At 46.9% G+C, this 21854-nt stretch carries 21 protein-coding genes; all 21 read left to right on the top strand.

Features of this window, described 5'->3' with window-relative positions; all coding sequences use genetic code 11:
• Positions 1-14: 14 nt before the first annotated feature.
• The 21 genes from ACZ449_RS15550 to ACZ449_RS15450 all read left to right on the top strand — a co-directional run bounded on the left by ACZ449_RS15550 (position 15) and on the right by ACZ449_RS15450 (position 21840).
• A complete protein-coding gene (locus ACZ449_RS15550) occupies positions 15-485 on the top strand; it encodes an OmpH/Skp family outer membrane protein (RefSeq protein ID WP_464256979.1) in 471 nt (156 codons plus the stop codon).
• Between the two features lie 120 nt (positions 486-605).
• Entirely contained in the window at positions 606-1553 is a 948-nt protein-coding gene (locus ACZ449_RS15545) for a molecular chaperone Skp (RefSeq protein WP_464256978.1), read from the top strand.
• A 54-nt stretch (positions 1554-1607) separates the two neighbouring features.
• The gene (locus ACZ449_RS15540; RefSeq protein WP_464256977.1) at positions 1608-2030 is read left to right on the top strand and encodes an OmpH/Skp family outer membrane protein; all 423 of its coding nucleotides are present in this window, start codon (positions 1608-1610) and stop codon (positions 2028-2030) included.
• 13 nt (positions 2031-2043) lie between these two features.
• The gene (lpxD, locus tag ACZ449_RS15535) at positions 2044-3063 is read left to right on the top strand and encodes a UDP-3-O-(3-hydroxymyristoyl)glucosamine N-acyltransferase (RefSeq protein ID WP_464256976.1); all 1020 of its coding nucleotides are present in this window, start codon (positions 2044-2046) and stop codon (positions 3061-3063) included.
• Between the two features lie 912 nt (positions 3064-3975).
• Entirely contained in the window at positions 3976-4608 is a 633-nt protein-coding gene (locus ACZ449_RS15530) for a YjbH domain-containing protein (RefSeq protein WP_464256975.1), read from the top strand.
• 14 nt (positions 4609-4622) lie between these two features.
• The gene (locus ACZ449_RS15525; RefSeq protein ID WP_464256974.1) at positions 4623-5495 is read left to right on the top strand and encodes a lysophospholipid acyltransferase family protein; all 873 of its coding nucleotides are present in this window, start codon (positions 4623-4625) and stop codon (positions 5493-5495) included.
• Between the two features lie 44 nt (positions 5496-5539).
• Positions 5540-5854, top strand: coding sequence for a hypothetical protein (locus tag ACZ449_RS15520; RefSeq protein WP_464256973.1), 315 nt, complete (start codon positions 5540-5542; stop codon positions 5852-5854).
• Between the two features lie 988 nt (positions 5855-6842).
• Entirely contained in the window at positions 6843-9194 is a 2352-nt protein-coding gene (locus tag ACZ449_RS15515; RefSeq protein WP_464256972.1) for a hypothetical protein, read from the top strand.
• A 37-nt stretch (positions 9195-9231) separates the two neighbouring features.
• Complete coding sequence (locus ACZ449_RS15510; protein ID WP_464256971.1) at positions 9232-10005, top strand: amino acid ABC transporter ATP-binding protein; 774 nt, start codon at positions 9232-9234, stop codon at positions 10003-10005.
• A gap of 92 nt (positions 10006-10097) precedes the next feature.
• Positions 10098-10925 (top strand): UDP-3-O-acyl-N-acetylglucosamine deacetylase, encoded by an 828-nt coding sequence (gene lpxC, locus ACZ449_RS15505; RefSeq protein ID WP_464256970.1) that lies wholly within the window; start codon positions 10098-10100, stop codon positions 10923-10925.
• 26 nt (positions 10926-10951) lie between these two features.
• The gene (fabZ, locus tag ACZ449_RS15500; protein WP_464256969.1) at positions 10952-11383 is read left to right on the top strand and encodes a 3-hydroxyacyl-ACP dehydratase FabZ; all 432 of its coding nucleotides are present in this window, start codon (positions 10952-10954) and stop codon (positions 11381-11383) included.
• Between the two features lie 194 nt (positions 11384-11577).
• Positions 11578-12399: an acyl-ACP--UDP-N-acetylglucosamine O-acyltransferase gene (gene lpxA, locus ACZ449_RS15495; RefSeq protein ID WP_464256968.1), complete on the top strand. Its 822-nt coding sequence runs from the start codon at positions 11578-11580 to the stop codon at positions 12397-12399.
• Between the two features lie 95 nt (positions 12400-12494).
• The gene (locus ACZ449_RS15490; protein ID WP_464256967.1) at positions 12495-13298 is read left to right on the top strand and encodes an LpxI family protein; all 804 of its coding nucleotides are present in this window, start codon (positions 12495-12497) and stop codon (positions 13296-13298) included.
• Positions 13299-13308: 10 nt separating this feature from the next.
• A complete protein-coding gene (lpxB, locus tag ACZ449_RS15485) occupies positions 13309-14445 on the top strand; it encodes a lipid-A-disaccharide synthase (protein WP_464256966.1) in 1137 nt (378 codons plus the stop codon).
• A 4-nt stretch (positions 14446-14449) separates the two neighbouring features.
• The gene (gene msbA / locus ACZ449_RS15480) at positions 14450-16174 is read left to right on the top strand and encodes a lipid A export permease/ATP-binding protein MsbA (RefSeq protein WP_464256965.1); all 1725 of its coding nucleotides are present in this window, start codon (positions 14450-14452) and stop codon (positions 16172-16174) included.
• A gap of 24 nt (positions 16175-16198) precedes the next feature.
• Positions 16199-17545 (top strand): 3-deoxy-D-manno-octulosonic acid transferase, encoded by a 1347-nt coding sequence (locus ACZ449_RS15475; RefSeq protein WP_464256964.1) that lies wholly within the window; start codon positions 16199-16201, stop codon positions 17543-17545.
• Complete coding sequence (lpxK, locus tag ACZ449_RS15470) at positions 17542-18705, top strand: tetraacyldisaccharide 4'-kinase (RefSeq protein ID WP_464256963.1); 1164 nt, start codon at positions 17542-17544, stop codon at positions 18703-18705. Before ACZ449_RS15475 ends, lpxK begins: the two co-directional genes overlap by 4 nt.
• 31 nt (positions 18706-18736) lie before the next feature.
• The gene (gene kdsB, locus ACZ449_RS15465; RefSeq protein WP_464256962.1) at positions 18737-19477 is read left to right on the top strand and encodes a 3-deoxy-manno-octulosonate cytidylyltransferase; all 741 of its coding nucleotides are present in this window, start codon (positions 18737-18739) and stop codon (positions 19475-19477) included.
• Positions 19477-20301: a 3-deoxy-8-phosphooctulonate synthase gene (kdsA, locus tag ACZ449_RS15460; protein WP_464256961.1), complete on the top strand. Its 825-nt coding sequence runs from the start codon at positions 19477-19479 to the stop codon at positions 20299-20301. The genes kdsB and kdsA overlap by 1 nt, the downstream gene beginning before the upstream one ends.
• Positions 20302-20320: 19 nt before the next feature.
• The gene (locus ACZ449_RS15455) at positions 20321-21295 is read left to right on the top strand and encodes a KpsF/GutQ family sugar-phosphate isomerase (RefSeq protein WP_464256960.1); all 975 of its coding nucleotides are present in this window, start codon (positions 20321-20323) and stop codon (positions 21293-21295) included.
• Positions 21295-21840, top strand: a complete 546-nt coding sequence (locus tag ACZ449_RS15450) for a KdsC family phosphatase (RefSeq protein ID WP_464256959.1) — start codon at positions 21295-21297, stop codon at positions 21838-21840. The genes ACZ449_RS15455 and ACZ449_RS15450 overlap by 1 nt, the downstream gene beginning before the upstream one ends.
• Positions 21841-21854 lie beyond the last annotated feature (14 nt).

Raw genomic sequence — 21854 nt, 5'->3', positions numbered from 1 at the left:
AAGAAGGGTAAAAAATGTTTAAAAACAAAAAAATGGCTAAAATGGTTGCTGTTACTATAGCTGCAGTATTCTTGCTGGGTGTCTTTGGTTTGGCGCTTTCGCAAACTGGTACAGGTCATGCGGCTAGTGCCGGTACTGCATCTAATGTTGGTAAAGTAAACAGATCGCTGCTCATTCAACAGCATCCGGATCTAGCTAAAGCGGAAGAAACCATGAAAACCGAAGTAGAACAAGCCAAAACCGATTTTGAATCCAAGTCAGCTAACATGGCTGAAAAAGAAAAACAGGAATATTACAATCAAACCATGCAGCGCCTTGAATTGAAACGGCAAGAGTTATTTGCACCAATTCAGGACAAAGTAGATGCAGCCATCAAAGGAGTAGCTGATGCCAGAGGTATTGCTGTCGTATTTGATGTCAACAATGTAGTTTATGGCGCGCAGGATTTGACAGATGATGTTATGAAAAAAATCACCGGCAAATAATATATAATTATCCGGTAACAATGAGCCGAGCCGGTTAAGTCTGTGCTCGGCTTTAACCTTATTATATGTGAATTTAATTTTGGTAATCGTAAGACTAGAAAGGGTGATTTGGTGTTTACAATGAAAAAACAAACAACACCAATATGGTTTCTGGCAATCCTACTTCTTAGTGCTGTCCTTTTTACAGGCTGCTCTCGTTCGAAGACACCTGAAACCAATCCCCCTGAAGTGCCGCAAGTCGGTGTAATTGATATGGATAAGGCCATAAATGCTCATCCTAAATACCAAGAGTGGCAAAAGCTCAAACAGCAGGCAGCTACCCTTCGCCAGCAGCTAAGCGGGCAAAGTAATCAAACACCTAGCACTGCAGCGGCGCCAGCTTTAAATCTCCAAGGGAGTGCGGCAGCTGGATTACAAGCTGCAGCTGCGCAAGAATTCAATGCCAAAATGGCAGCAAAGCAACAAGAATTGCAGGCTGCACTTGCCGAAAAGGCTGCTGAAGTCCATGGTGAACTGTCAAGCCAGCTCAAGGCCTATGCTCAAGAGCTAGATAAAGAGTATCAGCCACAGATTTTTAACCAACAGCTAAAATTGCAAACGGTTCGACTTGATGAAAAACAAGCAACTGAAGTAAAAAAGACACTTGACGCTTTGAAAGCAGAGCAAGCCAAGAAAGTGGCAGCAAAAGAAAAAGAGTTAAGCCAAAGTGTAGATGTACTAATGGCTCCTGAAAAAGAGGCTATGGAACAAAAACTTGCTGCTTATGCCCAACAGGTAAATGTGGAGCTCAATGCCAAAACATCATCCCAAGCGGCCAATATGTCTGCCCAAATGGCCCAGTCGATTATTCCCTCTGCTACAACTACTGCGAATACGCAGTTAGAGCAGCAGCTGGGCATGAAACAGCAGGAAATCAATGTGCTTGAAGAAACTATTTTAAATGATATCCGTGATAAAACCGCCAAAGTGGCAACAGAACGTCGCCTTGATACCGTACTGACAGGATATCAAGTCAATGTTACGGCTGTGGATATTACTAATGCGGTGATTGCCGCGTTTAAGAAATAATTTGCATGCACATACTATAACTAAGTTATGAGGGTTCCAAAGGAGGAGTTTAACATGAATAAACAAATTAGAATGGCGCTGGTAGTAGTACTCGTTTTTATTGCTGGTTTGGCACTTACAGGCTGTAATAGCGGTCAGGCGGCCATTGGTGTTCTTGACGTAAACAAAGTCATGTCTGACAGCCCGAAAATAAAGCAGTTCCAAGACCAGCTTAATGTTAAAGGCAAAGAATTGAGTGATCAGTTAGAAAAAGACAAAGCCAGTATCAGTCCGGAAGAATTTCAAAAACGCCAGGAAACTGCATATGGTGACTTTTTAAAGACCAAACAAGAGTTAGAAACTCAGATTGATACTAATATCAAACAGGCTATTGAGCAAGTAAGCCAAGAGAAAAAAATGGGTGTTGTACTTTACAAAAATAGTGTTGCTACTGGCGGTACCGATATAACAGATGCCGTTATTCAAAAAATGCAATAAACGGAGGCATCCAGTGAAAAAAACATTAGCTGAGATTGCCGCCTTGGTTAACGGAACAGTCATTGGCGACATTGATAGGGAGGTTACCGGCATAACAAACATTGATGATGCCGGTCCTGGGGACATTACCTTTGCTGTGCCTCCCCATCTTGATAAAGCCGCTAAGTGCGCCGCCGCAGCGGTAATTATTCCTGATACAATCGAAGAGTTTCCTAAACCGGCTATCCGGGTAAACAACCCCCGGATGGCCTTTACCACGTTACTGGCCGTGTTTACTCCCAAACCGGCGATTGCTGTAGGTATCCATCCGACCGCTGTCCTAGGGACTAATGTAAAACTGGGAACAGCAGTGGCGATTATGGCTCATACTGTTATTGAAGATAATGCCCAAATCGGCAGTAATACCATCATTTATCCCCACACCTATATCGGCAGAGATGTGACAGTGGGTGAGGATACGATAATTTATCCTAATGTCACCGTGCGCGAAAGCTGTCACCTTGGTAACCGGGTCATTGTGCAAAGCGGCGCTGTCATTGGTAGTGACGGTTTTGGTTTTGTTACTGTTGATGGTCGCCACCAAAAAGTACCCCAAGTAGGCAATGTCATCATCGAAGATGATGTCGAAATCGGAGCCAATACTTGTTTGGACAGAGCTACAACCGGTAGTACGATCGTTAATAAAGGTACCAAAATCGATAATCTAGTACACTTGGCACACAATGTAGTAGTTGGCGAAAACTGTTTCTTTGTCGCCCAGACAGGTATTGCTGGCAGCACCAAGATTGGCAATAACGTTACCTTTGCCGGGCAATCAGGCAGCAACGGCCATATAAATATTGGCGACAATTGTGTGTTTGCTGCTCGCACCGCCCCCATTAACGATGTCCCGGCCAACTCCTTTTGTGCGGGCTTTCCCGCCCGACCACACCGGGAATGGCTGCGTTCCGAAGCCGCCATTAACCGGCTGCCTGAGCTAGTCAAAAAAATCCGCAGCCTTGAACAAAGACTAGCTCAACTGGAACCTAAGTAAGCGGGAATGCAAGGCAACATCGGCTTGAGCAAAGAGACGGTGGTTTTGTCTTGTTAACGCAACCCCCAAGATAGTATCGCCACCCCCTTGCCTTAAAGAAATTGTGACCCATAAGGTGGTATAACCCCGGTACCCCTCGTAACTCCCGTAATCTCGCGGCCTTTGCCGGAAAAAGCGATCCGCAGGAGAAAAGCCGGGCGGTATTCCGTAAAAAAATCCGTACTGTTTGAGCGTAGCGAGTTTACGGATTTTAGGAATATCGCCTGGCTTTTCAGCTTTTGGAGGCTCAGGGGCTAGACTTTTTGTTACTTTTGTGGCAATGACAAAAGTAAAACCCCCGCTTTCGTACCCCTTTGTGGTTTTCAACCAACCCCCATAGCCATAACCCAAAGCTAAGCCTATTGTAAGGATTATTACCGCAAAGTACGCAAAGTTGCCAAAGTGCACAAAGGTTTATTTTAATGTGAAAGTATAAGGTTTGGAAGTCACGGAGGCATTATAAAGCAAGGGGTATCAAATACAAAGCCTGGCACAGGCGGTCGTACTGTTTACGTTCGTAACCCTCATACCCTCGCGGCCTTTGCCGGAAAAAGCGATCCGCAGGAGAAAAGCCGGTTGGTATTCCGTAAAGAAATCCGTACTGTTTGAGCGAGTTTACGGATTTTAGGAATATCGCCCGGCTTTTCAGTTTTTGGAGGCTCGAGGCCTAGACCTTTTGTTACTTTTGTGGCAATGCCAAAAGTAAAACCCCTCTCCTTGTATTCCATTGACTCAACGTAAGACAAACGGCTGCGTTAGCGGTTTTCTTATTTACAAAAATTACTCAGGCCTTACAGGCAGGATTCTGGGGGCTTATGGGGGAATAGATATAGATTCGTACCACCAAATACACTTTTATTAAGGAGAACTAACATGAAAAAAACAATACTTGCGGCTATAACCCTTTTGTTAGCAGCGGCGCCGGTGTATGCGGCCCCTTCAGTCAATGGCTCAACAGGCCTTATTAATACTCCGACGGCCGATGTTCTACAAGAAGGGCAATTCGCTTTAGGGTACTATCATTTAAAAGATGGGGGTGTCGGCACCTTCAATATGAATTTGACTGGCAAACTTGAGGTTGGTGCAGCAGGCTTTCGCTATGATAGCGAATCCGGCCGCCAAGATCACACCTATGTCAATGCTAAATATGGTCTGGTGCCTGAAACCGTTTTAACCCCGGGTGTGGCTATTGGCGTTGAGGATATTGCCGATTTGGACAAGCGCACAGCATATGTGTCTGCCAGTAAAGCCTTGCCCTTTGGGTTCCGCATTCACGCCGGTGTCGGCAATGGACGCTATGATGGCGTATTTGCTGCCTTGGAAAAAACCATTAGTCCGCTAGGCATGCTTACCGGCAATAATGTTTTTCCGGCAACAACGCTGATTGCTGAATGGGATGGCAATGACATGAACTATGGTGCTCGTATGGCAGTAGTGCCTGGCCTCAAACTGGATGTTGGCCACCGCGCGCATCAGACGTACTTTGGTGCCAGCTTTACTTACTAAAAGGAGGGACAGCGGTGCTGTACTACCTAGTAAAAATAATTAGTGGTGTGGTATGTAGTTTGCCGCGAGCTTTGCGACATAACTTGGGTATGGTGCTTGGCAGACTTTGCTGGCCGCTGGTATCGGCAAAACGCCGGAAGATGACTATTGACAATATTAGCCGTGGCCTCGGCGTTACTGAGGAACAGGCGGCCAACATCGCTAAGGCTAGTGGAATTCGCTTTGGACCGATGTTTATGGAAGTACTCCATATGCCCAGACTGAATAAAGACAACATTAATCAGTATGTTACCCTCAGAGGCAGTGAGCATCTTGAAGCAGCACTTGCTATGGGGCGGGGGGCAGTACTGGCTACTGCCCATAGTGGCAATTGGGAACTGCTAGGGGCGGCGCTGGCCATGCATGGATTCCCCTTAGTGGCCGTAGTCCAGCGTCAGACTAATGCAGCCATGGATACCTTTATAAATGAATATCGTACCAAAGCCGGTATGCATGTTACCTATAAGCAAGGGGTACGGGAAATGGTCAAGCTGCTGGGAAAAGGTAAAATTATCGGCCTCTTAATGGACCAAGATAATCACAATCATGGGGTATTTGTAGAGTTTTTCGGGCGGATGGCGTCCACTCCGCAAGGGGCCGCGGCGCTAGCCAGATTAAATAATGCGCCCATTGTCCCGGCCTTTATAACAGAGAACCCGGATGGCACCCACACCGCCATTCTTCATCCGCCAGTTTTGGTAACGAAAACAGCCGACCGAGCCGAGGATATCCGTAGTACTACAGCGCATTTAACCCGAATTATTGAGCAGCATATCAGGCAGCATCCCCAGGAATGGTTTTGGCTCCACAACCGCTGGAAGACAGCGCCGCCTGATTCAAAAAAATAAAAATTGCAAGTAGGAAAAGCGAGATTGCCACGTTGGTGCTCAAAGTGACTGTAAAGGGAAACGGTACTAGCACCCTAGTCATTGCGATAACAGCCCAACAGGGCAAACTTGCTTTTTTCTATGTATTAGATGAGTTTTGGGAGTCGCGGAGACATTATAAACAAGGGGTGTCAAGTACAAAACCCGGCACAGGCAGCCGTCATACAACGCTTCGCCACTGGCGCTTAACCTCCGCGTATACAAAAAGAAGCAAAAGGAACGTCCCATTGCTTCTCGAAGGTGGTGGCAACTCCCGTAACCCCGCGGCCATTGCCGGAAAAAGCGTTCCGCAGGAGAAAAGCCGGGCGGTATTCCGTTAAGAAATCCGTACTGTTTGAGCGTAGCGAGTTTACGGATTTTAGGAATATCGCCTGGCTTTTCAGCTTTTGGAGGCTCAGGGCCTAGATTTTTTGTTACTTTTGTGGCAATGACAAAAGTAAAACCCCTTTTCATGTATTCCAGAAAATCCATCGCTGCTGGCGCTTACCTCCGCGTATACAAAGAGAAGCAAAAGGAACGTCTCATGCTTCTCGAAGGTGGTGGCAACTCCCGTAACCCCGCGGCCTTTGCCGGAAAAAGCGTTCCGTAGGAGAAAAGCCGGGCGGTATTCCGTTAAAAAATCCGTACTGTTTGAGCGTAGCGAGTTTACGGATTTTAGGAATACCGCCTGGCTTTTCAGGTTTTGGAGGCTTAGGGCCTAGACTTTTTGTTACTTTTGTGGCAATGACAAAAGTAAAACCGCGCCCTTCGTAACCCTTTGCGCTCTTTGTGTCCAAACATAACCTATAGCCTAAAACCAAGCCTATTTTAAGGATTGTTACCGCAAAGTACTCAAAGTACGCAAAGGGTTAACGGTATCGAATTGCAAGGGGTCAGGCCGTGCAATTCACGGTACCCCTCGTAACTCTCGTACCCCGCGGCCTTTGCCGGAAAAAGCGTTCCGCAGGAGAAAAGCCGGGCGGTATTCCGTTAAAAAATCCGTACTGTTTGAGCGTAGCGAGTTTACGGATTTTAGGAATATCGCCTGGCTTTTCAGCTTTTGGAGGCTCAGGGCCTAGACTTTTTGTTACTTTTGTGGCAATGACAAAAGTAAAACCCTTTTTTATGTATTTCAGAAAATCCATCGCCGCTGGCGCTTACATCCATGTATACAAAGAGGAGCAAAAAGAACGTCCCATTGTTTCTCATTCATTCGTAGATAAAATAACACAATATCATATATAAAATATAAGTAATTTTGATATACTTATTTACATAAAACTGATATACGTGGTATAATGTACTCCAGAAATGGGGTGACTAAAGCGTATGTTAAAAATGAAAATAATGAAAATAGTTAGAAGTATATGTAAGGATTCTATTCAACGAGATATCTTGGCACTGCTGACTGTAAGTGTAATTATTGGCTCACTAGTGGCTGGCTCGGTCTCCATGGCCGCTAACACCTATTTTTCAAAAACACTATCTAGCCTTGTGGGTGACTATGGTGAATATGATTTAGTAATTCAAGTCAGAGAAGAGATGAAAGACGATACAGCCGTGCAGGTGAATAAAATTGTTGCAGAGGTGTTCCCCGGGGGGAAAGTAAGCCAAGGTCCGACCGTTACCGGCAAATCGTATTTCTATGTTACTCTGCCTGACCAATATAAAACTAAGCAAATTTACGAAGATCTGCCGAAAACCTTTGGCAGTATCCCCGGTGGTGCCAGTGTTGGTATGATGACCGAGCCGCGCCTTAATATCCGCGGCGTGCCAGATGGTGCCAAAAATATGTTAATTGAGCGTATTATGCAAATGGATGGTGTTCGTTTCGCTTTCCGTGATGGCAGCAGTGTTGGCGTCATTTTAGCGTCGCTGGATAAGTCATCAGCTGTAAGTAGCAGTATCAAGAATATTTTAAAAGATTATCAGGTTATTGAAATTACCTTCCCGGTAGGTAGTGAACCTGCCAATCCTGTGCGTCTGGGAGAAGGCATTTCAGAGGCTATGCACAAAGAGCTGCGCCTGGAATATGCACAGAATGTATCGATTGACGGTAAGAATGATGATATGACCTACATGGTCAGTACCATGATTGAATTGAAACGATTCCTGTCAGCCTATGCGTCACAAGTCACCCTAACTCCGGCTGCCGGCACTAAACTGGCAAAAGGGGATATTGTTGTCTTTCAAGGACTGGCAGCACAGCCGCCACAGATTGGTCAAGCACCTGAAAAAAACAATGTAATTGTGGAAATAACGGCTGCCGGAAGTGGCCTGGCTGAAGGTCGCATTACTCAGGGTGATGCTGCCCAGCTAGGTAATATGTCAGGTTATAAATTGGAAAAAGAGGTAGTTGGCTCGCAAGCTGCAACTGCCACCTATAAAAATCCTCGCCAGGAACTGGGAAATGCGTTAGGCGAGACAGGTAAGCTTGTCGGACAGATTCCCGGTTTTGCCCAAGATGCCAAAAGTCTAAGTGGTATTGCTCTCGGGGCACTTGATAACTATGGCGGTAGTGTTGACGCGTTAGCAGGCACTTTATCAAGCCTGCAGGTGGCAGGTGGTACCATTCAGGCTGCTACCAGCGCTCTGGCTGGTATTGATACCCGCGGTATCAGGTATCAACTTGACAGCTCCTCGCGTAATATCGGCGGCTTAGTGAACAGTCTGCAGGTACTGAAGTTGCTCAATGGTGATGTCAATTCGACCATCAGCACGTTGACAGGGGCGCAGCAAAACCTGGGCGGCTTAAGCTCCAGTCTAGCGTCGCTTGATGGTGTGGCAGCAAATGCCAGGCAGGCTAAATCAGCCATTGACAACATTGTTGCCAATGGCGAAACAACGCTTGGTACATTGCGCGCTTTTGATGCGCAAGGAGCTAAGCGGGGACTGACAGACGCCAATGCCCGCCTAAATGGGCTGCAGGAACTTAATGTGCCCATGATTACCGCCCAGGTTCAATATTTGGCAAGCGCTGTGCCTAATCTCAAAGATGAAGAAATTAGCCACTCAGTTACGCTGCTGGATAAATTCATCGCCGGACAAGTTATTCCCGGTGCCAGGATTCAAATTCTGACAACAAGCAATATCGGTATAGAAGCAGTGACCCCCCTTGTTCAAGCCCAGGCCGGTCATACTAATGTATCACTATACTCGACTGCTCTCGGGGTAATTGAGCCTAATGCGCGCGGCGAGTTATACCAGGTGCTTAATGAAGTAAGAGGAGTGTTAGCAGGCATGACAGCCATCATTATCACCATTTTGCTGCTGGGTCTTGATCACACGGCCATCATGACTGTCATTCGCCGCAAGCGCTTAGCGAAAAAGCTGCCTGCCACAGGCTGGCGCAAAGTAGTTGAGCGCCTGACAATAGCATTTACTGCACCTGAGCGCCGCTATGGCATGAGTGTAGGTGCCGTTATGCTGACAGGCATGTTTGTGCTCTCTGGTGGTGGTATTCCGTATCTGCCTTGGATTGGGGTACCTCTAATTGGTGGCTTGCTTGGCTTGCTAGTGGCTGCCTATACCGAAAAAATTAGCCCGATTGCGGGCGAAGAGGTTATGGCTGGTGAAGCACTGGGCATGTCTCTAGATGAGGTCATGCGGGAGATTGTTATTCCCAGTGGCCGCCCAGGTCTGCTGCAAAAATTGAACCAACGCAAGGTAAAGTTTAAGTAATTGACTGACAATGGTAACTAGAATGGCGGTGAGCAGTATGCTCAACATCCAGAACCTATATAAACAATTTGGCAGTCTGGTAGCTGTCAATAACCTTAGCCTGACAGTGGCTCCCGGGGAGACTGTTGTCATCATGGGGCCATCAGGGTGTGGTAAGTCAACAACCATCCGGACAATTAACCGCCTGATCCAACCAGACAGGGGTTCTATTGTCTTTGATGGTGTAGACATTACCCAATTATGCGAGGATGAGCTGAGAAAGGTGCGTAAGCGTATTGGTTATGTTTTTCAGCACTTCAATCTGATTAGTCGGCTCAGCGCTGTTGAAAACGTTATGCTAGGACTAGTCATGGGGGGGCAGTCCAAAGAGGAGGCCTATGACAAGGCGCTTATTGCCATGACCAAAGTAGGGATCGAACAAGTGCAAGACCACAAACCAGATCAGCTGTCTGGCGGTCAGCAACAACGGGTAGGCATTGCTAGGGCTCTGGCTTTTGAACCAGAACTCATGTTGTGGGATGAACCTACCGCCTCCCTTGACCCGATGTTAGTACGAGAAGTTCTTGTCGTTATGGAGGAATTGGCTAAATACCGGGCAGCCACCATGCTGGTAGTGACCCATGAAATTGCTTTTGCGCTGCACGTAGCCGACAGGATTGTGCTTATGGAAAAAGGCGCTATTGTAGAAGCAGGAATTCCAAGTCAAGTATTTGTTAATCCGGCTTCCCATGTTGGCCGTCAGTATAAAGAACTCATTGAGTACCAACTCAATACCAGCGCCCGTACTCTAGCTGGCAAACGTATTGCCTAAATCTCAGTTTTCCAAATTTTTATCAACATACTTGCGTAAAATCTCAATTTCCTGTAAAATTAATTGGACTTAGACAACTCAGGAGGAAACCTATGGATCGCCAAACCACAGTAGCTTCGTGCGTAACTTATACCGGTATCGGTCTGCATTCCGGGCGGGATGTAACCATCGCACTCAACCCGGCGCCATCCGGTAGTGGCATAGTATTTGCCCGGACTGACCTTGCTGGTATGCCTAGTGTAGCAGCCAAGGCAATCAATGTAACTAATGCCATGCGGGCGACTACACTAGAATTTGGCGAGGCCAAAGTTTTTACCGTGGAACACCTCTTAGCGGCGTTTGCAGCTATGGGTATTGACAACTGCCTGGTGGAAATTTCTTCAGTAGAACCACCGGTAGCTGACGGTAGTTCGCTGCCTTTCATTAAAATGCTGGAGACAGCAGGTATTAAAAGGCTGGCTGAACTGCGTCATCCGCCCATTGTCATAAAACAAGCCATAACAGTGCGTTATCCCGAAAAATTTATTACTATTTTACCATATGACGGATTTCGCATTACCTTTACCTCCATTAATCCGCATCCGCTGTTAGGTGTTCAATTTGGTGATTATGAAATAACTCCTGAAGTATTTGCCCGGGAACTGGCTCCGGCTCGTACCATTGGCTTTATGCACGAGGTGGAGGCTCTCAAAGCACAGGGATTGGCTTTGGGCGGAAGTCTGGACAATACAATAGTATATGATGACGAAAATTGTTTAACGCCGCTGCGGTTCCCAGATGAACTGGTCCGGCATAAAATTTTAGATGTAATCGGAGATTTAGCATTAGCTGGCCGCATTGCCGGTCATGTTATTGCCGTAAAGTCAAGCCATGCGCTCAATACGACGTTGGCTAAAGAGATTGTAAAAGCAAGTATGTGATGAAGATTTGAGGAGGCGTTTCCTAGATGATTTTGACAGCAACAGAGATTCAAGCCATTATCCCGCACCGTTACCCTATGCTACTGGTGGACCGCATTATTGAACTTGAACCAATGAAACGGGCGGTAGGCATAAAAAGTGTAACTATCAATGAACAGTTCTTCGCAGGACATTTCCCGCAAAAACCGGTTATGCCGGGAGTGCTTATTTTGGAAGCTATGGCGCAGGTTGGCGGTGTAGCTATGCTATATCCTGAGGAAAACCGCGGTAAGTTGGCTGTTTTTGCAGGGATGGAGCGGGTTAAATTCAGAAAACCGGTTACGCCTGGTGATCAGCTTCGAATGGTAGCTGAGGTTCTGAAACTTCGCGGTTCAATCGGCAAGTTATGGGCACAAGCCTTTGTTGACGGTCAAATTGTGGCGGAAGCCGAATTTTTGTTTGCTCTTACAGCAGTATAATGATCGAAAAACGGATATAAATACTGAAAGATGGTTGATAAATGCGAGTAATGTAGGTATTCGGCTAATAGCGCTTAATTTTACCCGAAATTAGCATGTCATTTTTCGACTGTCCAGTCGGAATATATATAACAACAAACGACACTTAAGACCTGCTTATATAGCTCTAATTCTAGTGGGGAGTTGATTTTGATATGAAACCGGAATCGGTGGTAATACCATTGCGAAAAATACATGAAACTGCAGTAATCCACCCCAATGCCCGTATTGGTAAAGACGTAGAAATCGGGCCCTACGCCGTTATCGGCGAAAATGTGCTTATTGGCGACGGTACGCAAATTGGCGCTCACGTAGTAATTGACGGTTGGACTAGCATTGGCAAAAATTGCGTAATCTATCCAAGTGCTTCCATCGGCGCTGAACCGCAAGATTTGAAATTTCGTGGCGAAAAAAGCTACGTATTTGTAGGGGATAATACCAAAATCCGTGAATTTGCCACAATTAACCGGGCTACCGGCGAAGGGGAAGAAACACGGGTTGGCTCTAATTGCCTGCTGATGGCCTATACGCATGTAGCCCATAACTGTACTGTTGGCAATTATGTAATTATGTCAAATGCAGCTACATTGGCTGGCCATGTAGTTGTAGAGGATCGTGCGGTTATTGGTGGGTTGGCCGGTATTCATCAATTTGTTAAAATTGGCAGGAATGCTATGATTGGCGGTGCTTCCAAGGTTGTACAGGACATTCCGCCGTTTGTGATTGTTGACGGTCACCCGGCTAAAGTATGCGGACTAAACAGTGTGGGTATTGCTCGCGCTGGTGTGAGCTCAGTCGCTCGCAGTAATTTGAAAAAAGCCTATAAAACTCTCTATCGTTCCGGACTCAGCCTGCCGCAGGCCATTGCCGTGATGGAACAGGAACTGGAAGCCTGTGAAGAAGTTGAGCATATGCTGCGGTTTCTCCGCAACGCAGAACGCGGTATTTGCCGCGGACGCAGAGACTCAGATAATTAAGAGTGCATAGGTAAATGCTGCTCAGCAAAACCTATAGTTAACATCCGCTTGATGCGGCAGTGTGCCGCATCAGCTACATAAGGTGGGAAGCCATTATGAATAGTATTGGATTGATCGCCGGCATTGGTCGGTTACCAGTAGAATTTGCCCGTGCCGCTCGCGGCATGGGTTTTGACGTGATAGCCATAGCCGTAGCGCCAGGGGTGGAAGCAGAACTGGCACAAGCCGCCACCCGCTTTCACACAATTGGCCTAGGCGAATTAGATAAACTGATTGCCTTGCTGCACCAAGAAGGTGTACAGCAAGTTACTATGTTGGGCAAGGTCACCAAAGAGCATCTCTTCAGCGGCACTGCGCGTCCAGATGTGCGCATGCAGCAGCTGTTAGCAAGTCTCCCAGATTTGAATGACGACACCGTCATGCTAGCACTTGTGAACGAATTTGCCCAAGCAGGAGTAGGTGTGCTTGACCAGACACAGTTAATTCGTCAACTTATGCCTGCCCCAGGTGTACTTACAAACCGCCAGCCCACCCCAGAAGAACAAGCTGATATGGAATACGGCTTGGCTATGGCGCGTCAGGTTGGCGGCCTGGATATTGGACAAACCGTTGTTGTGAAAAATAAGGCTGTTATGGCCGTGGAAGCCATTGAAGGCACTGATTCCTGCATTAAGCGGGGCGGGGAGCTTGGCCGTGGCGGCATTGTTGTGGCCAAAGCTGCTAAGCCTAAGCAGGATTCCCGCTTTGATGTTCCCAGTGTGGGACCAGATACCCTAACAGCCATGATTGCCGCAGGTGCAGTGGCTTTGGTTATCGAGGCAGGTAAGACATTGTTGGTGGATAAAAAGCTAGTTATTGAACTGGCTGACACGAATAACATAACCATTGTTGCTATGTAGGAGGAAATCCATGAAAATTATGCTCTCAGTCGGCGAAGCCTCAGGCGATATGCATGGGGCCAGTGTGGCCAGCGCGCTTAAACTTTTGCAGCCAGATATTGAACTTTTTGGAATGGGCAGCAAAGCCATGCGGTCTGCCGGCGTAAGAGTGGACTATGATATTGCTGGTCAGGGAATTATGGGTTTAGTGGAAGTAGTAAAAAATTTAGGAAAACTATTTGAACTGAGAGATAACCTGGCGGCACTGATGGACAAAGAACGTCCGGATGCGCTTGTCATTATTGATTATCCGGACTTTAATATGCGTCTGGCAAAAATTGCAAAAACAAAAGGGATTCCGGTCGTGTCGTATATCAGCCCCTCAGCATGGGCGTGGCGGCGCAGCCGGGCCAAAGGGGTGGCCGAGACAGTGGATAAAGTTGCGGCCATTTTTCCCTTTGAGGCCGAAGTGTACAAAGACGCTGGCGCTGATGTTACCTTTGTCGGCCATCCACTAGTAGATATCGTAAAACCAGTTATGACCAAAGCAGCAGCCTATCAGCACTTTAAAGCCGATCCAAACCGGCCGGTCGTACTGTTAATGCCAGGCAGCAGGCAACAAGAAATAGCCAAACTTCTGCCGGTAATGCTGGGAGCAAGTCAGTTAATCCTGCAAGAATTGCCTGACTGTCAATTCTTTTTACCGATAGCATCGACAATTTCCCAGGAAATACTGCAAAATAGTATTGACAGCTGTCAGGTGCCTGTTACCTTAACAACCGATTATACCTATGACCTAATGGGTTTGGCAAATGCCGCTATTGCGGCTTCTGGTACCGCCACCCTGGAGACCTCCATCATGGGAGCGCCTACGGTCATTATTTATAAAATGGCTCCGCTCACCTATTTCTTAGGCAAGTTCCTGGTTAAAATACCTAATATCGGCTTGCCTAACATTATTGCCGGGCGGCGCATTGTTCCTGAATTAATACAAGATGCTGCCAACCCGCAGAACATTGCAGCAGAGACACTGAAAATCCTCACAGATCGTCAAGTCTACGCCCAGGTTCAAGCAGACTTGGCCGAAGTACAAGCAAAGCTCGGTCAAACCGGCGCAGTCAAACGGGTTGCAGAGGTCATCTTAGAAGTAGCAGAAAAAAAGAGGTAACTATATGAAGATCTACTTACGACTGCTAAGCTATGTACGTCCCTATTTACGGCGACTGGCACTGGCCATTGTGTGCATTTTAGTTGCATCAGGTACCAACTTATACGTTCCTTGGATTATCAAGGACGTTATCGATGGTGTGCTTGCTTCCAAAGATATGGCGATGCTTAATACAATTGCCGGCGGCATTGTTGTGGTGTTTATGGTGCGAGGTATTTTCTTTTACGGGCAGACCTATTTAATGTCCTTTATTGGACAAAAAGTCATTATTGATATCCGGGAAGCCGTATATCGGCACCTACAACGGTTATCCTTATCCTATTATGAAAAACGCCAGACAGGTGCGATCATGAGTCACATTACCAATGATGTGTCCGCTTTGCAAAATGCGTTGGTCGATAGCGTAATTGAACTATTTACCGAATCCATGATACTGATTGGCTCGATGGCCACTATGTTTTACTTGCATTGGAAGCTGTCACTGCTCACTTGTATTACGCTGCCGCTAATCGCGCAAGTCATGAGCATTTTTGGCAAACGTCTCAGACGGGCCAGCCGTGTCATGCAGGAGCGGGTGGCAGATATTACCTCTGTTCTGCAAGAAACCATCTCGTCGGTGCGGGTCATAAAGTCCTTTGTCCGTGAGGATTACGAAATCGGACGCTTTAACAAGGAAAATGACTCCAATCTTCGCGCCCAAATGAAATCAGCGCAATTAATGGCTACTCTGACACCGATTATCGAATTTTTAGCGGCTATTGGCATTACCGTAATTATTTGGTATGGTGGCCGTGAGGTCATTAACGGTAATCTTACGTCAGGTTCTCTGATTGCCTTTTTGATTTATGCAGTTAATATCAGCAACCCTGTTAAACGCCTTAGCCGGGTGTATGCTAACATTCAGCGAGCCTTGGCGGCGGCACAGCGAGTTTTCGAAGTCCTTGATACTGAACCTGAAATTCAGAATTTGCCAGGAGCCAAGGTGTTACCGCGCATTACCGGACGAGTAGTCTTTGAAAACGTCGATTTTTCTTATAAACCAGGTGAACCGGCCCTTAGCAACTTGTCCTTAGTGGCCGAAGCCGGACAAATGATTGCCATCGTCGGACCTAGTGGCGCCGGGAAAACTACGATTGCCAACCTTGTTCCCCGTTTTTATGACCCAACCGCAGGACGTATCACTATTGATGGTTACGATATTAAAACCGTCACCTTGAATTCCTTACGCGAACAAATTGGCATCGTGCCGCAGGAGACTGTTCTCTTTAACGGCTCGGTCTATGAAAATATATTGTATGGCGATCTTGCAGCTAACAAAGACCAAGTGATTGCCGCGGCTCAAGCTGCCAACGCTCATGAATTTATCATCGCAATGCCTGAGGGATATGATACCCAAATCGGTGAACGCGGTTCCAAACTCTCCGGTGGACAGCGCCAGCGTATTGCCATTGCTCGGGCTATACTCAAAGATCCCCGTGTGTTGATACTTGATGAAGCCACTTCGGCACTTGATGCTGAAAGTGAAAAACTGGTGCAGGGAGCGCTCGATAAGCTGATGGTTGGCAGAACCTCATTTGTTATTGCCCATCGCTTATCTACTGTACAGCGTGCCCAGGTTATTTTGGTTATAGATAAAGGCCGAATTATTGAATGTGGTACACATGAAGAACTAGTTACGGCAGGAAGTCTGTACAGCAAGCTGTATCAAGTGCAATTTGCTGATAAGTAAGAGGGACGATAACGAGGGATCAATATGTATTTTATTTACAATATCTTGGCAGTCATACTAGTCATCTTGGCATTGCCGGTATTTGCCGTACGTGTTGTCAGGGAAGCGGGGTTTGCGGAGCGGCTGAAGCAGAGCTTTGGTGCCCTGCCGGCCGAAACTTTGGCAAAAGTAGCAGGCAAAGAGGCAATTTGGGTGCATGCTGCGTCAGTCGGCGAAATTGTGGCGGCAAGTCCAATTGTTAAAGAAATACGACGAGAGTTGCCAGCTATACCTATTATGGTATCGGTAGTTACGGCCAGTGGCTATGATATGGCCAAACGCATTATCCCGGAAGCAGAGGGAATTATCTTTTTCCCTTTGGATTTACCATACCTTAGCTATTCCGTTGTTGCCAAAATCCGACCACAGGCTTTTCTCATGGTAGAAACCGAATTGTGGCCAAATTTTCTCAAAGCCATCCGGAGATTCAAGATACCAGCCATGATGGTTAATGGCAGAATCAGCGACAAGAGTGTCAATCGCTATATCTACTTTCGACGAGTACTTACCGATATGCTAAATACTGTTGTCCAATTTTGCATGCAATCGAATATTGATGCCAAGTATATTATCCGGCTAGGTGCTGATCCGGCGCGGGTGGTTGTTACCGGTAATACCAAATTTGATCAAAGCTACACCGAACTTGGTCTGGAAGACAAGACTAAAATGCTTACTGACCTGGGGTTGAGTGGTGCTGATCACATCCTGGTGGCAGGTAGTACCCACCGGGGTGAGGAAGAATTGTTATTTCCGGCCTTTAGTGAGGTTCGTGTTCAATTTCCTCATACCCAATTTATTGTTGCCCCGCGTGATACCTTGCGGGCGGGAGAGCTTATTGAGTTAGCAGCTAAGTATAACTTTGCTGCCGTAAAACGTACCAGTATGCCAGATAAACAGATTGTGAAGCCTGATATGATCATTATTGATACCATTGGCGAATTGGGAAAAATCTATGGACTTGGTGACATTGTCTATGTTGGCGGCAGTCTTATCCCCCATGGGGGTCACAATATTCTGGAACCAGCCGCTCATGGCAAACCCATACTAGTTGGTCCACATATGTTTAATTTCAAAGAAACCTATGCTCTGTTTTCTGAGCGCGGGGTGTGTCTGACTGTTCATGACAGTGTTAGTTTAACCGCAACAATGCTCCAGCTGCTGAATAACCCTGAGCAGAGACGAGAACTTGGTCAGGAGGCACTGGCGATCATCAATGAAAATCGTGGCGCTTCCCATAAAAGCGCCTTATATTTGAATATAATATTGCAGCATAGGCAAGCTCCAGCAAGTGGTGAACAGTGTAAGTCCAAGGAAAAGGCGGAAACTATATGATGAATCAGCGGGAAGCGCTTCAAGTATATTTATATAAACTAGTGCACGGCGAGAAACGTGGTTTGTTAGCAGCCGTGATTCTTGGCGTGCTTCGCGTCATGTCTTTCATTTATGGAATGGGAGTGCAATGTAAGCTTGCATTGTACCGCTGGGGTGTCCTGCAGCGGCACAAACTTCCCTGTAAAGTTATCAGCTTGGGTAACATTACTGTTGGCGGTACCGGGAAGACCCCGACAGCTCAGCGCCTGGCCGCCCTTATTCGCGATAAAGGATACAGGGTTGTCATACTTAACCGGGGTTACCGGGCTGGCTGGAAAGGACAAGTTGGCGTCGTTTCAGATGGTCGTAAAATTTACATGACAGTTACCGAAGCAGGCGACGAGGCGTATCTGCTTGCTAAGAGCCTGCCGGGTGTACCAGTGGTCATTGGTCGCAACCGCTCGATTACTGGTGATTACGCAGTACAGTATTTAAACGCAGAAGTTATTATCCTGGATGATGGCTACCAGCATTGGCAACTGGAACGCGATCTTGACATTGTGCTAATTGATACCATTAACGTCTTTGGTAATAACTTTCTGTTGCCAAGAGGGACGCTGCGTGAACCGCTCACCAACCTGGATAGAGCTAATGCCTTCCTCTTAACCAAAGTCGATCAGTCTACAGACATTGCCAGGGACGCTATCAGAGAGACTGTACGCAAGTACAACTCGGAAGCACTAATCATTGAGAGCACCCATACCCCACGCTGTTTCATTGAAATTGAAGAATGGTACAAAGGGGTTCGCCCGGAAGCAGTGCCTTTGGATGTTATTAAGGGATGTTCGGTATTGCCATTTTCAGCTATTGGCAATCCGTCCTCCTTTGAACAAACCATTACTGATTTAGAAGGTAAAATCGTTGATGCTGTTCGCTATCCGGATCATCACGACTATACCATGGCCGAGATGCAGGTTATTATGCAAAAAGCGGTTGATAACAACGCGGAGGCACTTATTACCACCGACAAAGATGCCGTTAAAATTCCTGCCGAATTTATTCATTCCGAACGGCCCTTACCAGTGTATGTATTGTCCATTGAAGTCCGATTCCATGACGGTTATGAAGAGCTAATGGACATGATAAAACAATGCAGTCAAGAGTCAAGCGTAAATAAGTGATATTCCTACAGTTTCTATTTGGAGGTAACCCATGAACATACTTTGTGTAATTCCTGCCAGGTACTCATCCACTCGCCTGCCAGGCAAACCACTGGCCCTGATTGCTGGTAAACCCATGATCCAGCGGGTTTATGAGCGGGCGAAAGAGGCTAAAAGGCCCAATGCCGTGTTGGTAGCCACTGACCATGAACTAGTGTACCAGGCCGTCCAAGGCTTTGGCGGCCAAGTAATGATGACTTCGCCTGACCACCCTACAGGCACTGATCGTCTGGCAGAGGTGGCCAAAGAGCATCCAGAAGCTGAGATTATTATCAATGTCCAGGGCGACGAACCGCTCATTGCTCCGGAAGTTATTGACTTATTGGCAGGTGCCTTTGATGGTGATCCTGAACTAAACATGGCTACCTTAATGACTGAAATGGATAAAAGCGAATATAATCTGCCAAGTGCGGTCAAAGTAGTGGCAAGCCTTACTGGCTATGCTCTGTATTTTTCCCGCTCACTCCTGCCTTACCCACGTAATAGCAAACTGCCTGGCGGTCCGCTGCCGGTGTACAAGCATATTGGCATCTACGCCTACCGCCGTGACTTTCTGCTCAAATATGCCGCCTTGGAGCCGACACCGCTTGAACAGACAGAGTCTTTGGAACAGTTGCGGGCATTAGAACATGGCTATAAGATTAAAGTACTTAAAACCGACTTTAAATCCATCGGGGTAGATACCCCGGAAGACTTAGAAAAAGTAAACGAATATTTTAGGAGGAAGGCGTAATGAATACCGTACAGATTCAAAACATTACAGTTGGCGCACAAAACCCCATTGCCCTGATTGCCGGGCCCTGTGTTATTGAAGATCCCGAACGTACTTTAGCTATTGGACGGGCAATCAAAGCGATTGCTGATCGTTTGAACATTCCTTATATCTTTAAAGCTTCCTATGATAAAGCCAATCGTTCTTCCTATAATTCCTTCCGCGGTCCTGGTTTGCAAGAAGGCTTGCGAATTCTGGCTCATATCAAAAAAGAGTTGGGCGTACCTGTAGTGAGCGACATTCACTGCATTACCCAGATTGAACCAGCTGCTGAAGTACTCGATATCCTGCAGATTCCTGCGTTCCTTTGCCGTCAGACTGATTTAGTATATGAGGCTGCTCGCAGCGGTAAGGTTATTAATGTTAAAAAAGGCCAGTTTTTGGCCCCGCTGGATATGAAGAATGTTATTGCCAAAATGGAAGAGGCCGGTAACAAAAATATTCTGCTGACTGAGCGCGGTGCAACCTTTGGTTACAACAACCTGGTAGCTGATTTTCGCGCTTTGCCTATCATGCGCTCACTCGGTTATCCGGTAGTATTTGACGCCACCCATAGTGTACAGCTCCCTGGTGGTGCTGGCACAACCTCCAGCGGTCAGCGCGAATTTGTGCCTTATCTGACTCGCGCCGCTGTCGCGACAGGTATTGACGTATTGTTCATGGAAGTACACGATAACCCGCCTGAAGCCAAATCAGATGGCCCCAACATGCTCTACATTGATCAAGTGGAGGCTTTACTCCAAGATGTGTTAGCCATTGATAATGTGGTCAGGAAGCACAAGTAACCTACAAGGAGGTAGTTTTATGCCGATTGAACATGCACGTGCCTGCTTAGAGCTTGAGGCCGAAGCCATTCGCGCGTTAATTCCCCGTATTAACGACCAATTTGCCGCCGCCATGGACATGATTTTGAACTGCCACGACCGGGTAATTGTTACTGGTATGGGCAAGTCAGGCATTATTGGCAAAAAGATAGCTGCAACTCTGGCCAGCACGGGTACGCCGGCCTTTTTTCTTCATCCGGCCGAGGGGATTCATGGTGATTTGGGCATGGTTACAGCCAATGATATTGTTATCGCCATTTCCAATAGTGGTGAAACCAATGAAGTGATCGGCCTGCTGCCAACACTCAAACGAATTGGTGCGCCCATTATTGCTATGACAGGTCGGGCCGAGTCCACGCTGACCCAAAATGCTGATATTTTTCTGGATGTAACCGTAGAACGAGAAGCCTGTCCACTTGGTTTGGCACCTACGGCCAGTACAACAGCCGCCCTGGCGATGGGCGATGCCTTAGCGGTAGCGCTGCTATCAGCCCGCAACTTTACGCCTGAGGATTTTGCCCTATACCATCCGGGCGGTGCATTGGGACGCAAATTACTGCTCACAGTGGAAAACGTTATGCATGGCGGCGAGGATCTGCCAATAGTAACACCAGATAAAACAGTAAAAGAAGCCTTATTTACCATTACTGCCAAAGGACTTGGCGCTGTATTGGTAGTAGAGTCGCTAGCTGCCATGCAACTGGTGGGACTATTAACCGATGGCGATATTCGGCGCAGCCTGGAAAAAGGCCATGAGTTTCTGGATAAATCAGTAGCAGGACTGATGACGAAAAAGCCGCGTACTATTACCAAAGACAAACTAGCCGCTCAGGCTCTTAATATGATGGAGAAAAATCAACCACGCCCGATTACATTGTTGCCAGTAGTTGACAGCGAATTTCGTGCCATTGGAATTATTCACCTTACTGACTTATTGCGCCAAGGAGTGGTATAATGAATAGTGTCCATTATGCTGAGCAGATCAAACTGATCATTTTTGATGTGGATGGCGTTCTAACCGAGGGACATATTATCTTCGGTCAGGATGGCGAAGCCCTAAAGGCCTTCCACTGCCAAGATGGTATGGGCATCTCACTAGCTCATAAGGCCGGTCTCAAAACAGCCATCATAACCGGACGCGAAAGTCAAATTGTATATCGACGGGCCAGTGAACTAAAAATTGGTGACATCCACCAAGGTGCCACCGACAAAGTAACTGCTCTCTACAAGCTTATGGAAAAGCATTCATTAGCCCTGGAGCAGATTGCCTATGTTGGCGATGACATTAACGATCTGCCTGTCATGGTACAGGTGGGCCTCCCCTGCGCGGTAGCTAATGCCGTATCAGAGGTTAAGGCAGTGGCTAGGTATATCTCCGCTTGCTCAGGCGGTAACGGCGCTGTACGTGACATTATTGAGTACATTTTGAAATCCCAAAATGGTTGGGATAAGATTATCGCCGAGTATATGCAAAAAGAGAGATTTATGGTAACACAGTAACGCAATCGAAATTA

Source organism: Desulfosporomusa polytropa, assembly GCF_055380075.1.
The sequence above is the reverse complement of the archived record's forward strand: the minus strand, read 5'-3'. Positions and strand labels throughout refer to the sequence as shown.